Annotated in this window: 18 protein-coding genes and 1 riboswitch; of the genes, 9 read left to right on the top strand and 9 right to left on the bottom strand. The window is 64.5% G+C overall.

Annotated features, from left to right (window positions below; translation table 11 throughout):
• Nucleotides 1–138: 138 nt before the first annotated feature.
• Nucleotides 139–3,435, top strand: coding sequence for an ATP-binding protein (locus LWC34_RS01270; RefSeq protein ID WP_233722542.1), 3,297 nt, complete (start codon nucleotides 139–141; stop codon nucleotides 3,433–3,435).
• A 290-nt stretch (nucleotides 3,436–3,725) separates the two neighbouring features.
• Here the strand turns inward: LWC34_RS01270 and LWC34_RS01265 are convergent, their stop codons facing one another.
• The 3 genes from LWC34_RS01265 to LWC34_RS01255 are packed head-to-tail and all read right to left on the bottom strand — an operon-like array spanning nucleotide 3,726 to nucleotide 5,731.
• Nucleotides 3,726–4,487, bottom strand: coding sequence for a 3-oxoacyl-ACP reductase family protein (locus tag LWC34_RS01265; RefSeq protein ID WP_233722541.1), 762 nt, complete (start codon nucleotides 4,485–4,487; stop codon nucleotides 3,726–3,728).
• The gene (locus LWC34_RS01260) at nucleotides 4,484–5,470 is read right to left on the bottom strand and encodes a 3-oxoacyl-ACP synthase III family protein (RefSeq protein ID WP_233722540.1); all 987 of its coding nucleotides are present in this window, start codon (nucleotides 5,468–5,470) and stop codon (nucleotides 4,484–4,486) included. Before LWC34_RS01260 ends, LWC34_RS01265 begins: the two co-directional genes overlap by 4 nt.
• A 6-nt stretch (nucleotides 5,471–5,476) precedes the next feature.
• The gene (locus tag LWC34_RS01255; protein ID WP_233722539.1) at nucleotides 5,477–5,731 is read right to left on the bottom strand and encodes a hypothetical protein; all 255 of its coding nucleotides are present in this window, start codon (nucleotides 5,729–5,731) and stop codon (nucleotides 5,477–5,479) included.
• 204 nt (nucleotides 5,732–5,935) lie between these two features.
• On the opposite strand from LWC34_RS01255, the gene LWC34_RS01250 reads away from it, so the two are divergent.
• The 4 genes from LWC34_RS01250 (at nucleotide 5,936) to LWC34_RS01235 (ending at nucleotide 10,367) form a co-directional block, all read left to right on the top strand.
• Complete coding sequence (locus LWC34_RS01250; RefSeq protein WP_233722538.1) at nucleotides 5,936–7,480, top strand: flavin-containing monooxygenase; 1,545 nt, start codon at nucleotides 5,936–5,938, stop codon at nucleotides 7,478–7,480.
• 22 nt (nucleotides 7,481–7,502) lie between these two features.
• A complete protein-coding gene (locus LWC34_RS01245; protein ID WP_233722537.1) occupies nucleotides 7,503–8,990 on the top strand; it encodes an FAD-binding protein in 1,488 nt (495 codons plus the stop codon).
• Between the two features lie 100 nt (nucleotides 8,991–9,090).
• The gene (locus LWC34_RS01240; RefSeq protein WP_233722536.1) at nucleotides 9,091–9,582 is read left to right on the top strand and encodes an SRPBCC family protein; all 492 of its coding nucleotides are present in this window, start codon (nucleotides 9,091–9,093) and stop codon (nucleotides 9,580–9,582) included.
• On the top strand, nucleotides 9,579–10,367 hold the full coding sequence (locus LWC34_RS01235) for an alpha/beta fold hydrolase (RefSeq protein ID WP_233722535.1): 789 nt from the start codon (nucleotides 9,579–9,581) through the stop codon (nucleotides 10,365–10,367). The genes LWC34_RS01240 and LWC34_RS01235 overlap by 4 nt, the downstream gene beginning before the upstream one ends.
• 129 nt (nucleotides 10,368–10,496) lie before the next feature.
• On the opposite strand, the gene ahcY is transcribed toward LWC34_RS01235, so the two are convergent.
• The 3 genes from ahcY to LWC34_RS01220 all read right to left on the bottom strand — a co-directional run bounded on the left by ahcY (nucleotide 10,497) and on the right by LWC34_RS01220 (nucleotide 13,887).
• Complete coding sequence (gene ahcY / locus LWC34_RS01230) at nucleotides 10,497–11,945, bottom strand: adenosylhomocysteinase (RefSeq protein WP_233726343.1); 1,449 nt, start codon at nucleotides 11,943–11,945, stop codon at nucleotides 10,497–10,499.
• Nucleotides 11,946–11,965: 20 nt separating this feature from the next.
• Nucleotides 11,966–12,051, bottom strand: a riboswitch (S-adenosyl-L-homocysteine riboswitch).
• 31 nt (nucleotides 12,052–12,082) lie between these two features.
• The gene (locus LWC34_RS01225; protein WP_233722534.1) at nucleotides 12,083–13,528 is read right to left on the bottom strand and encodes a multicopper oxidase family protein; all 1,446 of its coding nucleotides are present in this window, start codon (nucleotides 13,526–13,528) and stop codon (nucleotides 12,083–12,085) included.
• Nucleotides 13,525–13,887, bottom strand: a complete 363-nt coding sequence (locus tag LWC34_RS01220; protein ID WP_233722533.1) for a hypothetical protein — start codon at nucleotides 13,885–13,887, stop codon at nucleotides 13,525–13,527. Before LWC34_RS01220 ends, LWC34_RS01225 begins: the two co-directional genes overlap by 4 nt.
• 132 nt (nucleotides 13,888–14,019) lie before the next feature.
• Here LWC34_RS01220 and LWC34_RS01215 point away from each other — a divergent pair, with 132 nt between their 5' ends.
• Nucleotides 14,020–15,099, top strand: a complete 1,080-nt coding sequence (locus tag LWC34_RS01215; protein ID WP_233722532.1) for a sensor histidine kinase — start codon at nucleotides 14,020–14,022, stop codon at nucleotides 15,097–15,099.
• Nucleotides 15,099–15,782, top strand: a complete 684-nt coding sequence (locus LWC34_RS01210; protein ID WP_233722531.1) for a response regulator — start codon at nucleotides 15,099–15,101, stop codon at nucleotides 15,780–15,782. The genes LWC34_RS01215 and LWC34_RS01210 overlap by 1 nt, the downstream gene beginning before the upstream one ends.
• Nucleotides 15,783–15,796: 14 nt before the next feature.
• Here LWC34_RS01210 and LWC34_RS01205 read toward each other — a convergent pair whose 3' ends face one another.
• Both LWC34_RS01205 and LWC34_RS01200 read right to left on the bottom strand, forming a co-directional pair.
• Nucleotides 15,797–17,014, bottom strand: coding sequence for a beta-ketoacyl-[acyl-carrier-protein] synthase family protein (locus LWC34_RS01205; RefSeq protein ID WP_233722530.1), 1,218 nt, complete (start codon nucleotides 17,012–17,014; stop codon nucleotides 15,797–15,799).
• Nucleotides 17,011–18,225 carry an aminotransferase class I/II-fold pyridoxal phosphate-dependent enzyme gene (locus LWC34_RS01200; RefSeq protein ID WP_233722529.1) on the bottom strand — a complete coding sequence of 405 codons (1,215 nt, stop codon included), beginning with the start codon at nucleotides 18,223–18,225 and terminating at the stop codon, nucleotides 17,011–17,013. The genes LWC34_RS01205 and LWC34_RS01200 overlap by 4 nt, the downstream gene beginning before the upstream one ends.
• 89 nt (nucleotides 18,226–18,314) lie before the next feature.
• On the opposite strand from LWC34_RS01200, the gene recQ reads away from it, so the two are divergent.
• The gene (gene recQ, locus LWC34_RS01195; RefSeq protein WP_233722528.1) at nucleotides 18,315–20,138 is read left to right on the top strand and encodes a DNA helicase RecQ; all 1,824 of its coding nucleotides are present in this window, start codon (nucleotides 18,315–18,317) and stop codon (nucleotides 20,136–20,138) included.
• 55 nt (nucleotides 20,139–20,193) lie between these two features.
• The gene (locus LWC34_RS01190) at nucleotides 20,194–20,448 is read left to right on the top strand and encodes a DUF3040 domain-containing protein (protein ID WP_233722527.1); all 255 of its coding nucleotides are present in this window, start codon (nucleotides 20,194–20,196) and stop codon (nucleotides 20,446–20,448) included.
• On the opposite strand, the gene LWC34_RS01185 is transcribed toward LWC34_RS01190, so the two are convergent.
• Complete coding sequence (locus tag LWC34_RS01185) at nucleotides 20,449–22,008, bottom strand: ABC transporter permease (RefSeq protein WP_233722526.1); 1,560 nt, start codon at nucleotides 22,006–22,008, stop codon at nucleotides 20,449–20,451.
• Between the last annotated feature and the right edge of the window lie 51 nt (nucleotides 22,009–22,059).

The following is a 22,059-nucleotide window of genomic DNA, read 5'->3' as shown; positions in this document are numbered from 1 at the left end:
AGCGGGGCGCAACACAAACGCAGGGTGACTACCTCACGTGGCCGCCCGTGAAAAGCTCATGGTGTAGGGGTAGACGGCCGCGCGAACGCCAGGCAATCCTTTCTGCGGAGATTGTCCGAGCCGACTGGGGTGGTCGGAATGCTCATCAGGCTGACGGGTCTCATCACCATCGAACGTGATGACGCCCCGCCTAGGCATTTGTCGAGCGCACAGGCGCAGGTCGCGTTCGCGCGGCTGACGCTGGAGCGCTCAGGCGGGACGAGCAGGGATCAACTGGCGGACACGGTGTGGCCAGAGGGATTGCCCGACACGTGGGCGTCCGCGCTGCGCAGTGTGGTCAGTCGCGTGCGGGGATTCGTTGTGGGCGGCGACATCGAGGCAAGCCCGCCGATCATCGCGCAAGGCGGCCGTTACCTGCTCAAACTGCCTGCCGAGGCCAGAGTGGACCTTGAGGAGGCCGAGACCGAAGCAACGCAGGCCTCCGAAGCCTTTGGCAGAGGCGAATACGACGATGCCGAACGGCTCGCCGCCGCTGCGGTGACCACACTTGAGCGACCTTTCTTACCTGACCACGAAGGTGAATGGGTCACGGGTGTACGCGAGCGGACCGTAGAACTTCTTGTGTCCGCCTTGGAAACCGCAAGCCTTGCAGCTTCGGCACGACACGACGACCGCAACGCGCTCAGGTTCGCGGATGAGGCCGTCAGGCGTGCGCCGCTACGGGAAAGCGCGCACAGGTGCCGGATGACCGCACACGTTGCCGCGGGGAATCGGGCCGAGGCGCTGAAGTCCTACCACGAGCTGCGCAGGATGCTGGCTGAAGAACTCGGCATCGACCCGGCGCCGGAAACCCAAGTGGCGTATGCGGAATTGCTCGGCAGCCCGGTAGTCACGTCAACGCGAACACGTAAGCCGCAGGCACCGAGCTCGGCTCCTTTCGTGGGCCGACGACAAGAGCTCGCGCGCCTGTCGGCCACGTGGGCGCAGGTCGAAGACGGCGCGTGCCATATGGCTCTGGTCACGGGCGAACCTGGAATCGGCAAGACCAGGCTGGTCACCGAACTCGCGAAAAGAATCAGTGTCGCGGGCGGGATCGTCATGTACGGCCGGTGTGCCGAGAAGTCCACTGTGCCCTGTCACGCTTTCGTTGAAGCGGCAAACGGGTTCATCGCCGCCACACCGGAAGACTCGCTGCCACCGCTGAGTCGTAGCACCGTCCGCACCTTGACCGATCCGGCATCGTCCACACGCACCGATCTGTTGACGGCCTTGACGGACCTGTTCCTCAAGACCTCGGCCGAGGAACCGGTGTTCGTCGTCCTCGACGACCTGGACCTGGCCGATGACGACACGTTCGCCCTGCTGCGCAGGATTTCCCGGTACCGCATCGGAACGTCGTTACTCATCGCCGCGACCGCGGCCGCACCTGGACGCCGTCCAACCGCCGCAGATCACTATGCGTCAGCAATCCACGATCTCGACCGGGACGACTGGCTGCGCCGGATCCCCCTTCCGGAGCTTGACGAGTCCGACGTGGCCGCGTTGATCCGGCGGATCACGCCGGACGCCAGGGACATCCCGCCGCCGTCGCACCTGGTCGACGACACAGCCGGGAACACGTTCCTCTTACTGGAACTCCTGCGCTGGCACAGCGACCCGGACAGCACCAAGCCGACAATGCCGTCCGGTGCGATCGAGTACGCGAGCGCCCGGCTGGCCGCGACCGACCACGACACAAGGCAATTGCTGCGTACCGCGGCCGCGGCCGGGCCGAGTTTCGAGCTCGACCTGATCGCCGAGGCCGCGGAACTGCGTGAGGTCGACGCCTTCGAAGCTCTGGACACCGCGGCGAACGACGGCCTGGTGGAGGAAATCCCGGCAACGCACGAGTACCGGTTCGTGCACGACATCGTCCGCCGCGCGGTTTACGAGCAAACCAGTGCCGCACGACGTCGTTGGCTGCACACCCGAATCGCGGATGCGATCGAACACCGCCGAGCGGGTGAACTCCGCCGCTACAGCCGCACAATGGCGCACCACCGGGCTGCGGGAGCGGTCCCACACGGGGACCAGCGTGCCGTACGGTGGGGGTGGCGTGCGGCCGCGTGGGCCAGCCAGGACGAGGCCGTTCACTTGCACCGCCAGGCATTGCGGCACGTCCCGTCTGCGGACCACGAGCTGCGCGCCGAGGCACTGACGAACCTCGGGCTCGCACAACTCGCGGCCGGACACGAGGAATGCGAGCAGACCCTGTTGGACGGCGCCATCCAGGCGTTGCACAACGGTCGGCTGAATATGGCCGCGCAGGCCGCGCTTGGCCTCGCGGACGTCGTTCAAGACCGGCCAAGAATGCGCAGCGAAGCTACCGCGTTGATCGAAATGCTCGTGGGAACAAAGCCTCCGCGTGCCGTCAGCGCGATCGACGACGTCACCGTCGGGCGGCTGCTTGCTCGTTTGGCCAGGCTCGAGCGTCCGATCACCATCGCTGCCCGGCCCGCTTTGACTGCGATGTCCCGTGAGCTGCAATTGCTCGAAGGACCTGCACACGTGCGACGCAGAATGCAACTGGCCAGCGAGATGCTGGATGTCGCGAAAGCTGTTGAGGACACATATGAAGCGGTCATCGCAGCTCACCACCGTGCCATGGCTGCCGAACTGTCCGGCGACGGCACCGCTGCGCTGACGGATCTTGTTGAGGCAATCGATGATGCTGGAAACCAGCTCGGGCAGTCGTTATTACTGGATCGCTCGGTGGCGATCGCCGTGACACAGGGACAGTTCACGCAGGCCACGGCGATGACCCAACGGCTGCACCGGGTTCCGGACGACGCCGACCACCGGATCCATCCCGTGCCAGGGACTTTGGCAGCACGGCAGATGCTCGTCGTCAGTTGGTTGCGCCGCAGCACCAATGACCAGTGGATTTCCAGTAGCAGGGAAGCCGCCGAACATTCATTGATTGCCCTGATCGGCGGGGATCGTGGCCTTCCTCACTTGACAGTGCGCGCACTCGCTACCGGAGTCGAGGCATTGCCGTCGGGTGACGAATGGCCGCACATCGTTGGCCTGCTTGCACTTGGCGGCTACGAGTTGGGCGATCCGGCGACGGCGGAAGCACTGCGTAAACTGCTCGAACCGCACGCGGGGCTCAACTGCGGCGTCGGCTATCGAACTTTCGCTGGATCGGCGTCATTCCATCTTGGCCGGTTGGCGGTTATCGTTGGTGACTGGGACGACGCGGAGCAGCATCTCACCACGGCGCTCACCGGGTTCGGCGAACGCCAAGCCCGGCCGTGGACGGCCCTTGCACAACTGGCGCTGGCGCGAGCGATGGAGGAAAGAGGACGCGCAGGAGACCGAAGGCGAGCGGAAACCCTGCGTACTGAGGCGAACTGGACCCTCGCCAGCCTCGACCTGCATCCGCGGTCAGCGTAACCAACGGCCCCCTCGTGAGTGGTTCGGTCACACAACTACCTCACGAGGGGGCTGTTCTCCGCGGAAAGCGCGGTTATCGGTACAGCGTCCGGTTCCGGGACGAGCATCTGCGGGACGTGACCGACCATGAACACGAAACCGGTGACAGCTGGAGGATCGGCCGCACGACCCGTACACGGGCGGGCACTGCTCTGGGGTTCGATACCCGAAGCTCATACATGGAAAATCCCTCCTAGGGTCTCGTGAGTGGTTATCAGGGTTAGAACCCGGATAACCACTCACGAGGGGCATCAGGTGATTGAGACACCGCCGTCGACGCTGATGACCTGTCCGGTCGTGAAGTCACACTCCAGGAACAGGGCCATACTGCGGGCGACCTCTTCCGGAGTACCGAATCGCGGAATCGGTGATTTCGACCGGATCGAGTCCATCACGTTGTCCGACAGGTCCTTGGTCATCGTGGTGACCATGAAACCCGGGGACAGCGCGTTCACCGTGACGCCTCGGCGACCGCATTCCGCGGCCAGCGTGCGGGTGAAACCGATGACACCGGCCTTGGACGCGGAGTACGCCGTCTGCCCCGCCGACGCGATCAGGCCGGACGGCGAGACCACGTTGACGATCCGGCCCCACCGCTTGCGCAGCATGTGTCCAACCGCGACTCGGGAGGTGTGGAACGTCCCGATCAGGTTGGTCTCGATCACCTGGCGCCAGTCGTCCGGCGACTGCATGGCCATCAGCGCGTCCTTGCGGATCCCGCCGTTGTTCACCAGGATGTCGATCGGCCCGAGCTGGTCGGAGATCTCCTTGTACATCTGGTTGACCTCCTCCCACGAGGCGACGTCGCCCGTCACCACGCAAGAGTCGTTCTCCAGCTTGTCCGCGACGGCCTGCGCCCTGTCCTTCGACGAGTTGTAGTGCACGGCGACCCGGCACCCCAGCGCGTCGAGTTCGATGGCCAACGCTTGGCCGAGCCCGCCGGACGCACCGGTCACCAGAGCGACCGGCGAGTCCGGGCGGGCCACATCCACAAAAGATTTCCGGCTGCTCATGCCGAAACACCGCCCCACTTCAGAAGTGCCGACCCCCACGTCATGCCCGCGCCGAAGCCGGCAAGCAGAACCAGGTCACCTTTCTTGAAACGGCCTTCCTCCAACGCGTCGAACATGGCGATGGGCATCGACGCCGACGCGGTGTTGCCGTACTTCCACAGGTTGGTGACCAGCTTGCACGGCTTGAGCCCGGTGTGGTCGAGGATCGAGTTGATGATCCTGATGTTCGCCTGATGGGGAACGAAGTGATCGACGTCGTCGACCGTCAGCCCGGCCTGTTCGAGCGTGGCACGCACCGAACGGACCGTGAAACGCACGGCGTTGAGGTAGATCTCGTTTCCCTTGATCTCGGAGTAGTGCAGGCCGTCAGCGAACGTGGTCGCCGACGTCGGCATCCGGCTGCCGCCTGCCTGCACGCGCAGACTGTCCTGGCGCGACCCGTCCGCGCCGAGGTTCCACGCCAGCATCCAGTCCTGCTCGGTCGGGGTGAGCACGATCGCACCGGCCCCGTCACCGACCAAAATGGACAGATCGCGGTCGACCGGGTTGATCTGCGTCGAGTGGGTGTCCGAGCCGATCAGCAGGATCGGCCGAGGGTCCATCTTCATCATGGCCGCGCCGAAGATGAGGCCGTAGATGAAGCCAGAGCACTCCGCGTTCACGTCATGCGCGGACCCGGCGACCCCGAGACCGTGCTGCACGAACGCGGAAGTGGCTGGGGAGAGCTGTTCCGGCGTCGCACTCGCCACGATGAGGTGGGCGATGTCCTTGCCGGTCAGCCCCGCCCGCTCGAGCGCCGCACGGCCCGCGTCGATCGCCAGTGAAGCGGTCGTCTGGCCGGGTTCGATCTTCCGGCGCTCCTGGATACCGCACCGGCTGATGATCCAGTCCTCGTCGACGTCGAAACGGGCCGCGAGCTCGGTCGTGGTGACCCGCTGCTGCGGAACAGCGATGCCCCATCCGGCGATATCGAAGCCGTCCACGATGGCTTACGCTGCTTGCTGTGCCAGGGCGACGAGCTTCGCGTGCACGTCGCGCATGGTGGTCGTGTCGTCGATGTCGCTGAACAGCGACTCGTCCGCGCCGACGTGCGGGTACTTGTTCTGGAAGCCGTACAGCCACTCCATCAGGTCGAGCGAGTCGATGTCCGAGTTGCGCTGAATCGCGTCGTCCGCACCCAATTCGGCAGCGCCAGAGACGGCTGCCAGCTGGCCGGCCAGCTCTTCCACGGTGGGCAGTTCCATAGCTTTCGCTCCTCTCGATCACCCTGCCTGCCACGTGTGCGCGGCGTCAGGGCTGCCGTTCTGGCTCCGAACTAAACCCCGTGGCGCGCAACGAACCCGCAATCCAGGTGTGTCTTGCGCCGCTCTTGCGCCCGCCGGGTGTGCTGGCACCCAAAAGTTTGTGAAGGAAGCCCTCGCGCGCCAGATGCCTGAGGAGGCAGAACCGTGACGAGCACCATCAATCAGAGCGTCAGCACAGGCAAGGGCGGTCGGCCGACGCCACACGTGCAGGTCGCCATCATCGGCACCGGGTTCTCCGGCCTTGGCGTGGCGATCCGCCTGCTGGAGAACAAGATCAAGGACTTCGTCCTGCTCGAGCGCGCCGATGAGGTCGGCGGCACGTGGCGTGACAACACGTACCCCGGTTGCGCTTGCGACGTGGCCTCGGTGTTGTACTCGTACTCCTTCGCCCAGAAGTCCGACTGGAACAGCACTTACGGCTCACGCCAGGAACTGTTCGACTACCTGAAGGACGTCGCCGACCGCTACGGCGTGCGGCCGTACGTCAAGTTCAACCACGAAGTGCTTGACGCCAAGTGGGACGAGAACCTGCGCCGCTGGAACATCAAGACCTCGCAGGGTGAGTACACCGCGCAGGTCCTGGTCGCGGGCACCGGTTACCTTTCCGACGCGGTCATCCCGGACATCCCTGGTATCGAAGACTTCCAGGGCAAGATCATGCACTCGTCCCAGTGGGACCACTCGTACGAGCTCGCTGGCCGCAACGTCGCGGTCATCGGCACCGGCGCGTCGGCGATCCAGTTCGTGCCAGCGATCCAGCCGACTGTCGGGCACCTCGACCTGTACCAGCGCAGCGCGCCATGGGTCGGCCCCAAGGCGGACAACCCGATCAAGGGCGTGCACGGCTGGGCGCTCAAGCGTGTTCCCGGTTACCGCGCGTTCCGCCGTGGCTGGAACAAGAACGGCCGCGAGATCCTGGCTTTCCTGTTCAAGCGGCCGCCGTTGGCTGAGAAGACGATCCAGGGCATGGCCGCGCGGCACCTGGCCAAGAGCGTGCCGGCCCCGGAGCTGCGCGCCAAGCTGACGCCGAACTTCGCGGTGGCGTGCAAGCGGTTGCTGTTCTCCAACAAGTGGTACCCGGCGATCCAGCAGGACAACGTCGAGATCATCAACGGGTCGATCGACAAGGTCACCGAGAACGGCATCGTCGGTTCGGACGGCCGTGAGCGCACGGTCGACGCGATCATCCTCGGCACCGGCTTTCTCGCGACCAAGCGTCCAATCGCCGAGAAGCTCTCCGGCCGTGGCGGCGTTAAGCTCGCAGACGCCTGGGAGGCCGGCGGGATGAAGGCCTACCGGGGTACGACCGTGGCCGGGTTCCCCAACCTTTTCCTGATGCTTGGACCGAACACCTCACTCGGCCACTCCTCGCAGACGGTGATGATCGAGGCTCAGATCGCCTACGTTGTCGACGCGGTCAAGACGCTCAACAAGCGTGGCCTGTCCAGCGTCGAGGTCAACCCGTCGGCGGTTGAGGCGTACAACAAGGAGATCGAGTCCTTGTTGGACGGTTCGGTGTGGGACGCCAAGACCTGCACCAGCTGGTACACCGACTCGACCGGCCGTAACCCGTCCATCTGGCCGGCCAACACACGCAAGTTCACCCGAGGCACCAAGAAGTTCGACCTGGACGCCTACCAGGTCGCGACCCTCGCCGGTGCCGAGACCCACACCGAGATCAAGGCATAGCTAGCTTAACTGGAGGGGTTCGATGGGCAGCAGCGCACACTCCCGGCGCAACATCCTGAGAGGGATCGGTGCCGGTGCGGTTGTGGTCGGCTGGAACGCGGTGACCGGCACCTGGGCAACGGCTTCGGCTTCGGCCGAAGGCGTGATCCCGGTGCCGACGTTGGACGGCACGCTGGAGACATCACCAGCCGTGCTTGGTGAGTTCTCGAAGGACTGGGGCGGTTTCATCACCGCGACGCCGAAGGCCGTGCTGCGGCCCGGTTCGGTGCAGGATGTCGTGAAGATCGTGAACTACGCTCGGGCGAACTGCCTGAAAGTCTCGGTGAACGGCCAGAGCGGCACCGCTGACGACCAGGAATCGCACTCTTTCTGGGGCAACGCCTCGGTTGCAGGCGGGATCTCGATCGACGCCAAGGGATTCTCGACGATCCACAGTATTACCGCGACCCACGCGATCGTCGGCGCCGGTGTGTCGCTGCACCAGCTGTCCGCGGCCACTTTGGACCGTGGCTTGATCGTCCCCTCCCAAACGGATTACTTGCGGCTCTCGGTCGGCGGAGTCGCTTCCGTCGGCGGATTCGGTGGCACGGTCCCGAAGTACGGCCTGTTCTCGGACATGATCGAGGAGGTCGAGGTCGTCACCGGTGCCGGTCAGGTGCTGACGGCCTCGCCTTCCGTGCGGCCGGACCTGTTCAACGCCGTGATCAACGGTGCCGGTCAGGTCGCCGTCATCACCAAGGCCAAGGTGCGGTTGATGAAGGCGCCGCAGCGGGTACGGATGTTCACCTTGTCCTACACGGATCTGGCCAAGTGGCAGCGGGATCAGGAATTCCTGATGCGTGACGGCCGGTTCACCCACCAGGGCGGCGGTTTCTCGCGTAAGCCGGACAACTCCGGTTGGTGGTACCAGATCGAGGCCGGGTACTACTACTCCGCGCCGACGGTTCCCGATGAGGCCGCTTTGCTCGCTGGTCTCAGTGACGAACGGTCAGCGTTGCAGGTGCACGACCACTTGTTCCGTGACTGGACGTTCCGGGTCGACCCGGGCGAGCAGGCGTGGAAGGACGGCGGTTTCTGGGACGGCCCGCACCCGTGGCTGCACCTGCTCGTCCCGGCGTCGAAGATTCAGACGTTCGTCCCTTATGTACTGAACGAACTTCAGGTCGAACAGCTCGGTGCCGGTTTCACGATCCTGTCGCCGTTCCAGACCGCGAAGGTGACGCGGCCGTTGTTCGCCAAGCCGAACGAGCCGATCGCGTATCTCTGTGACCTGCTGAGGATGCCGCCGCCAGGCGACCCGAACATCCAGGCGTATCTCGCACAGAACCGCAAGTTCTACGAGAAGTTGGTGTCGTTGGGCGGCAAGCGTTACATCATCGGCGCGATACCTGGCATGACACCGCCGCAGTGGCAGCGTCACTTCGGGACGGCCTGGCCGTTCCTTGTGGCGTCAAAGCGCCGCTACGACCCGGATGGCGTGCTCACACCCGGTCAGGGGTTCTTCTCCTGATCTGTCTGGTCCTACTCGCCGTGGGACAAAGGGCGGGGGCAGGAGCTATTGGAAAGCTCCTGTCCTCGCTCCAGCCAATGTAGTTCTAGGAGGCGTAACCGTGAGCGGCTACGACATCATCGACGAGGCGTTCATCGACACATCGCCCGACCTCGTCTGGCAGGCACTGGTGGCGGAACTTGGCGGGGCAGCGGGATTCTGGGTGCCCTTCAACACCTTCGCCGCGACCGGCCCTGCCGACCAGGTCGGCACCGAGGTGAAGTGGACAGTGCACCCGAAGGGGCACGACAAGGGCGGCCCGAAGCTGCGCTTCACTTCCCGCACAACGTATGTGGATCCGGGCAGGCGGTTGGACGCGGAATACTTCGAGGGTGTGTTCCGCGGCACGGTCACGTTCACCGTCGCACCGGTGAACGGCGGACTGGCCACCCGGCTGTCGATCCACTTCAAGGCAACGCCACAAGGGATCGCGAAGGTTCTGTCCAAAGTGGCCGATGTGGGCGGCAAGCACTCGCAGGCGGCTCAGCTGGCGTTCACGAACCTGCGGACGCTGCTTGGCGGCAGGCACACAGCGAACGGAGTCCCGCGATGAAGGCGAAGACCAGTGATGGCGCCTCGATCGCCATTTCGGTTCACGGTCCTGCTGACGGGTCTCTTGTTGTGCTGTCTCACGGCTGGGCTGCTGGCCGCGGCGTCTGGGATTCCGTTGTCCCTCAGCTTGTTGATGCCGGGCTTCGGGTCGTGACATACGACCAGCGCGGGCACGGTGAGTCCACTGAGGGCATCTCACCGATCGGGATCGCCCGGTTCGCCATGGACCTCGGTGACGTCCTCGCGGCCGTGAACGCTTCGGACGCTGTCGTGGTTGGACACTCAGGTGGCGGGTTCGCAGCCTTGTGTCACGCGATTACCGATTCCTCCCGGATCGCTGGCCTGGTTCTGCTGGCCACCGCGGCCCATGAACAAAACACCCCAAAGGGTGAAGTCCGGCTGATGGGCAACCCGATGTTCTCGTTCGCCATCCGGCGCGGGGCCTTGGGTCGCAAGATGATCAGCAGCACGGTCGGGTCGGACATCTCACGGGATGCCCTGGAGGCACACCGTTCACTGTTCGCCGGGACTTCACGCAAGGTCCGGGCCGCCTGCTTCGGGTGTACGTCCGGGATGGACCTTCGGCCAGGGCTTGCCTCGGTTTCCGTGCCCGCTGTGCTCCTGCATGGCGAAGCCGACACGGTCATCAAACCCGAGCTCGGCCGGGTCGTCGCGGAAACCTTGCCCAAGGCGGACTTCGAGGAAATCCCCCGAGCCGGGCACATGCTTCCATTGGAAGCACCCGATCGAGTGGTGCGGGCGATCCTGGAACTGACTTCCCGCTGAAAAACCTCGTGAGTGGTTAGACGTGTTAGAACACGCTTAACCACTCACGAGGGTTTCTTACTGGATCCCTCGCAGGTACCCAGCCGCAGCTCGGTTTTAGACCGAGCACCTACGAGGAAGCTGTGGTTTTCAGTAGCGGTAGTGGTCGGCCTTGAACGGGCCTTCGACGTCAACGCCGATGTACTCCGCCTGTGCCTTCGTCAGCTTGGTCAGCTTGACGCCCAACGCGTCGAGGTGCAGCCGGGCGACCTTCTCGTCGAGGTGCTTCGGCAGCCGGTAGACGTCCTTCTCGTACTCGCCCTGCTTGGTGAACAGCTCGATCTGGGCGATCGCCTGGTTGGTGAACGAGTTCGACATCACGAACGACGGGTGCCCGGTCGCGTTGCCGAGGTTCAGCAGACGACCCTCGGACAGCACGATGATCGAGTGTCCATCCGGGAACTTCCACTCGTGCACCTGCGGCTTGATCTCGATCTTCTTGATACCCGGAATCTTGGCGAGTCCGGCCATGTCGATCTCGTTGTCGAAGTGGCCGACGTTGCCGACGATCGCGTTGTGCTTCATCTTCTGCATCTGCTCTGCCGAGATGATGCCGAAGTTGCCGGTCGTGGTGATGAAGATGTCGCCCTTGTGCACGACGTCGTTCAGGTCGACGACCTCGAGACCTTCCATCGCGGCCTGCAGCGCGCAGATCGGGTCGATCTCCGTGACGACAACGCGAGCACCCTGGCCGCGCAGCGCTTCCGCGGCGCCCTTGCCGACATCGCCGTAGCCGCAGATGACGGCGAGCTTGCCGCCGATCATCACGTCGGTCGCCCGGTTGATGCCGTCGCCGAGCGAGTGCCGGATGCCGTACTTGTTGTCGAACTTGGACTTCGTGACCGAGTCGTTCACGTTGATCGCGGGGAACAGCAGCTCGCCGTCCTGCGCCAGCTTGTACAGGCGCTTGACGCCGTTCGTCGTCTCCTCGGTGACACCCTTGACCTCGCCGGCGACCTTGGTGAACCGCTTCGGGTCCTTGGCGAAGCTGTCAGCAAGCGTCTTGAGGATGAGGGCGTATTCCTCGTTGTCCTCGGCGGTCGGCTGCGGAACCGCGCCAGCCGCTTCGAACTCCGCACCCTTGTGGACCAGCAGCGTGGCGTCGCCGCCGTCGTCAACGATCATGTTCGGCAGTTCACCGTTCGGGAACTGGAACAGCTGGTCGGTGCACCACCAATATTCCTCGAGAGTTTCACCCTTCCAGGCGAACACAGAGGTACCTGCGGGCGCTTCCGGCGTGCCGTCGCGGCCGACGACCACCGCGGCAGCGGCGTGGTCCTGGGTGGAGAAGATGTTGCACGACACCCAGCGAACTTCGGCGCCGAGGTCGACAAGGGTTTCAATCAGAACAGCGGTCTGGATCGTCATGTGCAGCGAGCCCGCGACCCGCGCGCCCTTGAGCGGCTTGCGGTCGGCGTACTCCCGCCGAATCGCCATCAGACCAGGCATTTCGTGCTCAGCGAGCTCGATCTCCTTGCGCCCGAAATCGGCAAGGGACAGGTCTTTGACGGCGAATTCGAGACCGTTCACGCATCGCAACACAGGACAAACCTCCTAGTTAATAGGAGGCGCCCTTGCAAGTTCGTGGATCAGGCCGAGCGTGGCGGACGGAGTCGAACCGTCCGTTGCAGCGCCTCTCGGCCTGTTTCCAGGTTGGCAGACTCGCCGCCGGACTGTCAACCGACGAAGAAGTTCGCCATCATCGCCATGTCCTCGTGCTCGAGGTTGTGGCAATGCATCATGTACCGGCCCCGGTACCCGTCGAACCTGGCGAGCACCTCGACCACCTCGTACGGCCGAACGTCCACAGTGTCCTTCCAGCCCGCGTCCCGCGCCTGCGGCCCGCCAGCGCCACGGGACAGCACCTGGAAGTGCGCGAGGTGCAAGTGCACCGGATGGTGGAAATCACTGGAGATCCGCCACTTCTCCACGGTCCCGAGCTTCGGGTCGGCAAGGCTTTTCGTCGCGTCGAACAACTCGCCGTTGATCGTCCACATCCGCGCACCGTGATGCTCCTTTGTGGTTCGGAAGTCGAACGTCCTCGTCACAATCGGGTTTTCGAGCTTCTCGATGTCCACGAGTTTGGTCGGTACGGGAGCACTCTTCGGCCCTTGCCGGATCACTTTGAACCGCATGACTGGGCCGTCAAGGCGGTTCGTCAGGGTGATCTCTGTACCGATTGGATAGTCCTGGAAGTCCACGAGCACGTCGAACCGTTCGCCGGGTGTAACGATCAGGCTCGGGTGTTTCCTTGGCATGTCCAGCAATCCAGCGTCGCTGCCGACTTGGACCAGGTCCCCGCCTTGCTCCAGCGCCAGCTCGTATCGGCGGGCGTTGGAGCCGTTCACGATCCGGAACCGGTATCGGGTCGCATCGACTTCGAGCATCGGCCATGGCGCGCCATTGACCAGGATCACATCCCCAAGCACGCCGTTGGCGTACTCCTTTTCCACCCCTGGACCGTGATGCAACGACGGGTACAAAAAGGACCCATCTTCGTCGAACGCGCGATCGGTCAACAGCAACGGCACGTCGTAATTGTCCGCGGGCAGCCCAAGATTCTCCTCCTCGGCATCACCGACCAAGCACATCCCGGCCAGGCCGCGCCACACCTGCGGAGCCGTGTAGTCCATTCGATGATCGTGGTACCACAATGTGGCGGCGCGCTGCCGCACCGGATACATGTATTCCTTCTTTCCCAACGGATTCACCAGATCCGTCGGGTAACCGTCCGACTCCGGTGGTGTCACGCCACCGTGCAGGTGCAGCGAGGTCGGGACGTCAAGCTCGTTGCGCACTTCGACGACTGCCTGGCGCCCTTGTCGCAAATGGAATGTCGGGCCTGGGAAAGTCCCGTCATACCCCCAGATTCGCGTCCGGACGCCAGGCAGGATCTCTGTGTCCCGCGCCCGCTGCGTCAAGGTGTAGTACTCGACCCCGCTGTCCACCCGGGTCGGTCGCTTGATCTGCGGGATCGGCAGCGGGGTCGTGAACGGCTTCGGGAGCGGCCTTTTACTGCGTAGCAAACCGTTGTTGCCTGCCTGACCGGCGACCACGAAACCGGTCGTCCCGATGACCGCCGCGCCCGCGAGCAGGCCGAGGAACCGTCGCCGCGATGTCACTTCGACTCCCGATAGGCGAAGGACAGTGAGGTCAACGTGATGCCCGCGCCAAGCAGGGCCACGCCCAGCGGGATGTGCAGGCCTAGGTCACGCCCGTGACCTAGGCCGATCTGCGCACCTGTGGCGAGCAACGCGGCGACTCCGACCAACCCCATCCGAAGTGGCACGCGAAGGACCAGCGACGCGATGACCCAGACGATCGCCGCGGCCCCGACGACAGTGCCGTTGACCGCGTGCATCTCCAGGAAGCCGGTGTCCCCCGTGACGAACTGACCTGCCAGCACTGCCTGGCCGAGGACGGCAAGCAGGAACAGCACGGCGGTCGTGCGTAACACCCACACCATCGGTTTCTTCTTCACAACACGAAATCCTGGCTTGGGCGAGCCGTCGTGGCGTCCGACGCAGGAAGACAATGCCGCATACTCCCCCGGGAGTACGCACATCCGCTCATACATCCGCCGCGGTATTGCCGGTCCCGATAATCTGCCCAGGTGAAGCGACAGTGGGCCGTGGACATCGGCGTGGCGGTCTTGGTCACGGCGTTGTTGGTCGCGTTGGTCGAGGCGTCACCGACACAGCTGAGTGTGACCGGCTACACGCTGATGCTCACGAGTTCGCTGTCGATCGCCCTGCGCCGCCGGTTTCCGGTAGCGGTTGTGTTGCTGTGCGCGATCTGCACGGTCAACGTGTACTTCATCGACGGGCCGGACATTCCCATCGAAGTGCCGTTGCTGTGCGCCTTGTTCTCCGCGCTGCGGTTCGGGCATCGCGCGATCGGTATTGGCACTGCTGTGACATACCTGCTGACCATGGTGGTTTACAACGTTTTCATCCTGCCGGGACATCCGGCGCGCGAGGAGATCCAGGACCGGATCCTGCTGCTCGGATGGTTCGTGGCGGCCATCGTTCTTGGCGAAACCGCGCGGCTACGGGAGAAGCGCGCCGCGGATCAGGCGCGTAATCACGAGGAAACGCTGCGTCGCCGTGCTGGCGAAGAGCGCCTGCGCATCGCGCGGGAATTACACGATTCGTTGACGCACAGCATTTCGGTGATCAAGGTCCATGCTGGTGTGGCTGTTCATCTCGCCCGTAAGCGCGGTGAGGAGGTGCCCGAGGCGTTGCTGGCGATTCAGGAGGCCAGTACCGATGCGGTGCGTGAGCTCAGGGAGACGTTGAGTGTTCTTCGCGGCGAACCAGACGCCAGCGGCCTTGATCGGCTCGACGACTTGGTGGACCGGGCTCGAAGCACCGGACTGCCTGTGCGACTGACTGTCACGGGCCAGCAGCGGCCTTTGCCGGACGAGATCAACCGTGCGGCTTACCGGATCGTCCAGGAGGCGTTGACCAACGTGACCCGGCATGCTCAGGCCGATGCCGCGACCGTCCACGTGGGATTCGGGAAGCGGTCATTGACTGTGCAGATCGATGACGACGGCACTTGTGACACGCCACCCGTTCCCGGGGTCGGGTTGATCGGCATGCGGGAACGTGTCACGTCATTGGGCGGATCATTGTCCGCTGCCCCAAGGAAATCCGGCGGGTTCAGGGTTCTCGCGGAGTTGCCGTTCTGATGATCACTGTGCTTCTCGTTGACGACCAGGCGTTGATTCGCGCGGGTTTCCGGGCTCTGCTCGCCGCCGAGGACGACATCACGGTGATCGGTGACGCTCCTGACGGCGCCAGTGGTGTTTCGATGGCTCGTGAGCACCGGCCTGATGTGGTGCTGCTGGATGTGCAGATGCCCGTGATGGACGGAATCGAGGCTACCCGGCAGATCGCTTCTGATCCTTCGCTCGCCGGGGTGCACGTGGTGATCCTGACCAACTACGGCTTTGATGAATACGTCTTCAACGCGTTACGGGCCGGGGCATGCGGGTTTCTGGTGAAGGACACCGAACCCGAGGATCTGGTGACCGCGGTTCGGGTCGCCGCACGTGGGGACGCGCTGTTGTCGCCCGGCATTACGCGCAGGCTGATCAGCGAGTTCGTGGCTCGGACACCGCAGCCCGGTCCGGTGGTTGGGTTGGACGAGCTGACCAACCGGGAGAAGGAAGTGATGGCGTTGGTGGCGAAAGGGCTGACCAACGATGAGATCGCCGCCCAGATGGTGATCAGCCCTACCACCGCCAAAACCCATGTCAGCCGCGCGATGACCAAACTCGGCGCGCGCGACCGTGCTCAACTTGTGGTCTTCGCCTACGAATCCGGCCTGGTCACCCCTCGTGAGTGGTTATCAGGGTTAGAACACGACTAACCACTCACGAGGGGTCAGGGTGGAGTTACTACCAGGCAGGCGTTGTGGCCGCCGAAACCGAACGAGTTCGACAGCGCCGGGCCCGGCGTGATCGGCCGTGGGCTGCCGTGCACCACGTCGATTTCCATGCCTGGCTCCAGTTCCTCGTGATTCGCGGTCGGCGGGACCACGGCGTTCCGCAGCGTCAACACCGTCGCGACCGCCTCGACCGCGCCAGCGGCGCCGATCAAATGCCCGATCACGCCCTTGGTCGACGTCACCGGAGGCCCGCCAGGGCCGAACACCTTCTGCAGCGCAGTGGCTTCGGCACGATCGTTCAACGGCGTCGAAGTCCCGTGGGCGTTCACGTGCACGATGTCCGCAGGCTGTAGACCGGCGTCCGTGATCGCCTGTGTCATCGCGCCAATCGCCGAAGCGCCGTCCGGCAAGGGCATCGACAGGTGGTACGCATCCGACGTGCAGCCGTAGCCCGCGACAATGCCATGGATACGGGCACCTCGGGCTTGAGCGTCTTCAAGGCGTTCCAGGACAACGAATCCGGCGCCTTCACCCATCACAAAGCCGTCACGGTCCTTGTCGAACGGTCGCGAAGCCTTGTCCGGGGCGTCATGCCTGCCGGAAACAGCGTTCAGCTTGCCGAAGGCGGCCAAAGTCAACGGGCTGACCGTCGATTCCGCGCCACCAGCCAGAACAACGTCCGCACGGTTCGCGCGCAGCATCAACACTGCCTGACCAATGGCGTCCACGCCTGCCGCGCAGGTCGTGGCGATGGTCATCGCTGGCCCGCGCCAGCCCAGCTTCATAGCCAACGTCGCCGCGGCCGCGTTGGGCATACTCACCAACGGCAGCAACGGGTTCACCCGCTGCGGACCGAACAGATAGTAGTTACGCGCATCCTTGTCAGTCGTACGCCTGCCACCGACCGCGTTACCGACCACAATGGCTGTTCGCCCCGGGTCCGGCGTCGGTGAACCGGCGTCAGCGTAAGCGGTCAGGCCCGCGGAAACGCCGTAATAGGCGAACGGGTCCATCCGGCGGGATTCCTTGGCCGTGACCAAGTTGAGCTCGTCGACTCCACGCACCGTACAGCCGAAGCGCGGCAAGTCGTTGTCCGCCTTGTCTTCGACATCGAACGGTGCCGCGACCGACCTCCCGGCGAGCAGTGTGGACCAGAAATCGTCCACTGTGGAGCCCGCCGGGCTGACCACACCGAGTCCGGTGATCGCGATCATGACAGCAGTCCGATCTGCCGCGCCGCACTGATGAAGGTGTCGATCGCGTAGTCGACGTCCGCACGGCTGTGCGCGGCAGTGATTGCGATTCGCAGGCGCGCCAACCCGGGCTGCACGGCCGGGCTGATCACCGGAAGGCCGATCACGCCGCCTTTGCGCAGCGCAGTGGCGTAATCCCAGGCATTCTGGTCCGACCCGACAATCAGAGGCACGACTGCCGTCTCGCTGTCACCGGTGTTGAAGCCTGCCTGCTTGACGATGTTGCGGAAACGCGTCGACTCGCGCTGCGCGTACGTGACACGCTCGGGCTCGCGATCCAGGATCCGCAGTGATTCCAGCGCCGCGCCGACCTGGGCGGGGGCGAGTGCCGCGGAGAACAGGAACGGCCGGGCGAAGCGCTTCACGTAGTCCATGAACGGCTTCGAGCCGACAATCCAGCCACCATTGGCCGGGACGGCCTTGGACAGCGTGCCGACCTTGATATCGGCCTTGACCTTGTACTCGAAGTGCTCCTCGATACCACGTCCGGTCGCGCCGATCACGCCGAGTGCGTGTGCTTCGTCGACCATCAGCAGCGCGTTGTGCTTGTCGCACACTTCGCGCAATTCCGGCAATGGCGCGATATCGCCATCCATCGAGTACACACTGTCCACGATGACCAGACGCGTGCCGCCCGGCTCGGTCGCTTCCAGCCTGCGGTCAAGGTGCGCAGGGTCGTTGTGCCGGAACCGGGTCAGCGTGGCACCGGTCAACTGTGCACCATCCACAATGGACGCATGGTCCAGCTTGTCGAGGAAGATCGTGTCACCGGGACCGCACAGGGCGCCGATGGTGCCGACGTTGCCCGCGTACCCTGAGCTGAATACGACCGCGCTCTCCCTGCCGAGGAAGTGCGCGACTTCCTCCTCCAACTCCTCGTGCAACGGGATCGTTCCGGCCAGCGCCCGCACACCCGGAGTACCTGTTCCGTACTCGTCGATCGCCGCCTTCGCGGCCGCGATGACTCGTGGATCGCCGTTCAACCCGATGTAGCCGTAGCCGGACATCATGAGGAGACGCTCGCCCTCGAGCAGGACGTACGGTGTGTTGCCGTCCGCTGTGTACGGCACGAAGTTGTTGCGGCGACTGGAGTCCCACTCGAGTTGCTTGATCCGCTGGCCGACCGCTTCGATCTTTGGCTCGAGATGCCGCCAGGCTTCCGATGCGTTCACGTGCGTCTCCTCAACCACTGGACATCGCTCTACCGGCAGTTCTACGCATCACCCGCAAGCCCGGCGCAACAGCCGACTAGGATCGCCGGGTGGCTTCGCTCGAGACCGCGAGCCCGGCGTTGGAGGTCCTGCGCCGGGTGTTCGGCTACGACTCCTTCCGCGGTGAGCAAGAGGCGATCGTCGGGCACGTGGCCGCTGGCGGCGACGCGCTCGTCCTGATGCCGACCGGTGGCGGAAAATCTCTCTGCTACCAGATCCCGGCGCTGGTGCGGCCGGGTGTCGGGATCGTCATCTCGCCGTTGATCGCGTTGATGCAGGACCAAGTGGACGCGCTGAACGCCCTCGGCGTGCGCGCGGGCTTCCTGAACTCCTCGCAGGACTTCGAGGAACGCAGGATGACCGAGGCGATGTACCAGGCAGGCGAGCTGGACCTGCTCTACCTGGCGCCCGAGCGGCTGCGGGTGCCCGCGACCCTCGACCTGCTCGACCGCGGCCGGATCGCGCTGTTCGCGATCGACGAGGCCCACTGCGTGGCGCAATGGGGCCACGACTTCCGCCCTGACTACCTCGGCCTGTCTGAGCTGCACGAACGCTGGCCGTCGGTCCCCCGCATCGCCCTGACCGCGACGGCGACCCAGGCGACTCACGCGGAGATCGCGTCCCGGCTCAAGCTGGACGAAGCCCGGCATTTCGTGGCGAGCTTCGACCGGCCGAACATCCAATACCGGATCGTGCCCAAGGCCGAGCCGAAGAAGCAACTGTTGGACCTGCTGCGGAACGAGCATTCCGGCGACGCGGGGATCGTCTACTGCCTGTCCCGCTCGTCAGTGGAGAAAACGGCCGAGTTCCTGGTCGCCAACGGCATCGCCGCGGTTCCATATCACGCAGGGCTTGACTCACGGACGCGTGCTGAGAACCAGTCGCGGTTCCTGCGTGAGGACGGTCTGATCGTCGTCGCGACCATCGCGTTCGGCATGGGCATCGACAAGCCCGATGTCCGGTTTGTCGCGCACATGGATCTGCCCAAGTCCGTCGAGGGGTATTACCAGGAGACGGGCCGCGCGGGGCGTGATGGCCTGCCGTCGACCGCGTGGCTGGCGTACGGCCTGCAAGACGTTGTGCAGCAGCGCAAGATGATCGACCAGTCCGAGGGCGACGACGCGCACCGCCGTCGGCAAAGTCAGCACCTGGACGCGATGCTCGCGTTGTGCGAGACCGTCGAATGCCGCCGGGTGCAGCTTCTGGCGTACTTCGGACAAGAGTCAACGGCGTGCGGCAACTGCGACACGTGCCTGACGCCGCCTGAGTCGTGGGACGGCACGATCGCGGCGCAGAAGTTGCTGTCGACGATCTACCGGTTGCAGCGGGAGCGGCGCCAGAAGTTCGGCGCCGGGCAAGTGATCGACATCCTGCTTGGGCGCAAGACTGCGAAGGTCATCCAGCATGACCACGACACCCTGACGGTGTTCGGGATCGGCGAGGAACTTTCCGAAAGCGGCTGGCGCGGAGTCGTCCGGCAACTGCTTGCTCAAGGACTGCTGGCTGTCGAAGGCGATTACGGGACGCTGGTGATGACCGACGCCAGCGCCGCCGTGCTGCGTAAGGAACGCACCGTGAATCTGCGGCGCGAGAAGGTCACCAAGGCAACGTCCAAGCCTGATTCTTCGTCGAAGAAGGCTGCGGTCGAGCTGCCTGCCGAAGCCGAGCCGGTGTTCGAGCGGCTTCGGGCGTGGCGTGCGGCTAGCGCCAAGGAGCAGGGCGTTCCGGCGTACGTGATCTTCCACGACGCAACACTTCGCGAGATCGCGACGTCATCACCACAGACGCTCGAAGAACTCGGCCGGATCAACGGAGTCGGCGAGAACAAGTTGGCCAAGTACGGTCAGCAGGTGCTCGACACGCTCAGTGCGTGAAATCCGCTGGATTCGGGGTACCCGGGCGTCACATGACGACTCCGGGAGCCACAGCATGTTCACACCCTATGAGCGCAGACAACTCCGTCTGATCGAGGAGTGGTTCGAGCAGGACGATCCGCAACTCGCGCGCACGCTGCGCTCGGGGCCGGTGAAGCGCCCGTCGGCCGTGCCTCAGTCGATCATTCTGGCCGTGGCCGGGTCGCTGGGCCTGCTCGGGATCATCACCGGCGTTTTCGTGCTCATCTTCAGCGCGATGATCGCGGCCATCATCGCGGGCTGCGTGATCGCCGCGCGCCGCAAGGATTGATCACACGGGCAGGTCACGTCGTTTCAGGCTGACCAGACCGGCCGCGGCGATCAGCGCGGTCGCGGCCGTCAACACGATCAGTGGCGTGGCGTCGAACGCGGCTCCGGTCAAGATCTTCGGCAAGTGGTGGAACGGGACGATCTGGTTGGCCAGCCAGTAGTCGATGCCAAGGACCGGCCCGAGCACGTCGCCGAAGACGTTCAGCATCACGAAAACAGTCCAGACACAGGCCACAGCCGCTTTGGGCGCGGCCCCGAAGGCGAACATCGCGATCGCACCGACGATCCAGACCGCCGGAATCAGCATCGCGGTGGCCCCGAGAACCAGTGGAAGCTGGCCGTGAACCAGGCCGACGGCAAGCCCACCGGCCAGCATCATGACCGCGACACCCAGTGCGGCGAACGCCAAATGCCCTGCGGCCCAACGCATCCGGCTCAACCCGGTGGCAAGCGTGAACTCGGCACGGCCTGTGGTCTCCTCGGTCCGCATTCGCAAAACGGCCAGCATCGGGTACAACGCGGCGATGTAGCCGAAGCTCAGAATGATCATCCAGACGAACGTGTCCGCGATGTCGGCATGGGGCGTCATGGCGTAGCGCTTGAAAAACTCCTGCGCGACGGTGCCTGACCGGTTGCCCATGTCCCGCATGCCACCGGCAACGCTCGCCGCGGCGAGGCCAACGACGACGAAGGCCGCTGTCCACCCTATGAGCTGACCGCGGTGGATCCGCCACGCGAGGTTCGTATCGCCGCTCACGCGACCCGGCTTCGCTGGGATGACGCCTGCCCCGAAGTCCCTGTGGGCCGTCAGCCAGTACGCCGTCGCGGCCGTCATGATCGCGAACCCAATGGGGACAAGCAAAACCCACCACCGGTTACCAGCGTACGGCTGGACAAGGTGCGCCCAGCCCGTCGGGGACAACCACCTCAGCCACAAGGCGCCGCTACCGTCGGCCACGAACCTGAGCACGTAACCGACGCCGAGAACCGTGCTCGCGATGGCGTTGGCTGTTCTCGCACGCTCCGTGAGTTGTGCCGCTACGGCTGCCACGGCTGCGTAAGCACAACCCACTGCGGCGATTGACGCGCCGAACGCCAGCGCGCCTGGGGTGCCGAATCCGGCCGATGTCGCGGCTGACAGCAATCCGATCACGACACTCAGGCCGACGGTCTCTATGAGGCTCGCAGTCAGCAGCGCGAACCTACCTATGCGCAGGAGCTCAACGCGGCCCGATTCCTCTTCTGCCCGCGTGTGCCTGATGACCGTGAGTACGGCCATCAGGCCGACGAGCATCAGAGCGATGTCACCGATCTTCCATAAGGCGAGGTTGCCCAAGCCGTCGCCGTGCAACTGGCCGGTGAACGCGCTGAGGGCGGAGTTCGTCCGCACTTCCGCCGCGAACTCCGCCCTCACCCCCGCCGTCGGAAACGCCTGTTCGTATTGCTTGGCCGTGCCCAGGACGAGCGCGGGTACGAAGATCGCCCACACGCTTGCCGTCACCCGATCCTGGCGCAGGGTGTGCCCTACCAGCCGCCAGGTCCCCCTCAGCTCAGCAGACATGCTTCACAAGCTACACACTTTTCACAACTTTGTGAATGCTATGGCTCACTT

It is taken from the genome of Kibdelosporangium philippinense (assembly GCF_021390435.2).
Lineage (GTDB): Bacteria > Actinomycetota > Actinomycetes > Mycobacteriales > Pseudonocardiaceae > Kibdelosporangium > Kibdelosporangium philippinense.
This window is presented reverse-complemented; position numbering and strand designations above follow the sequence as displayed.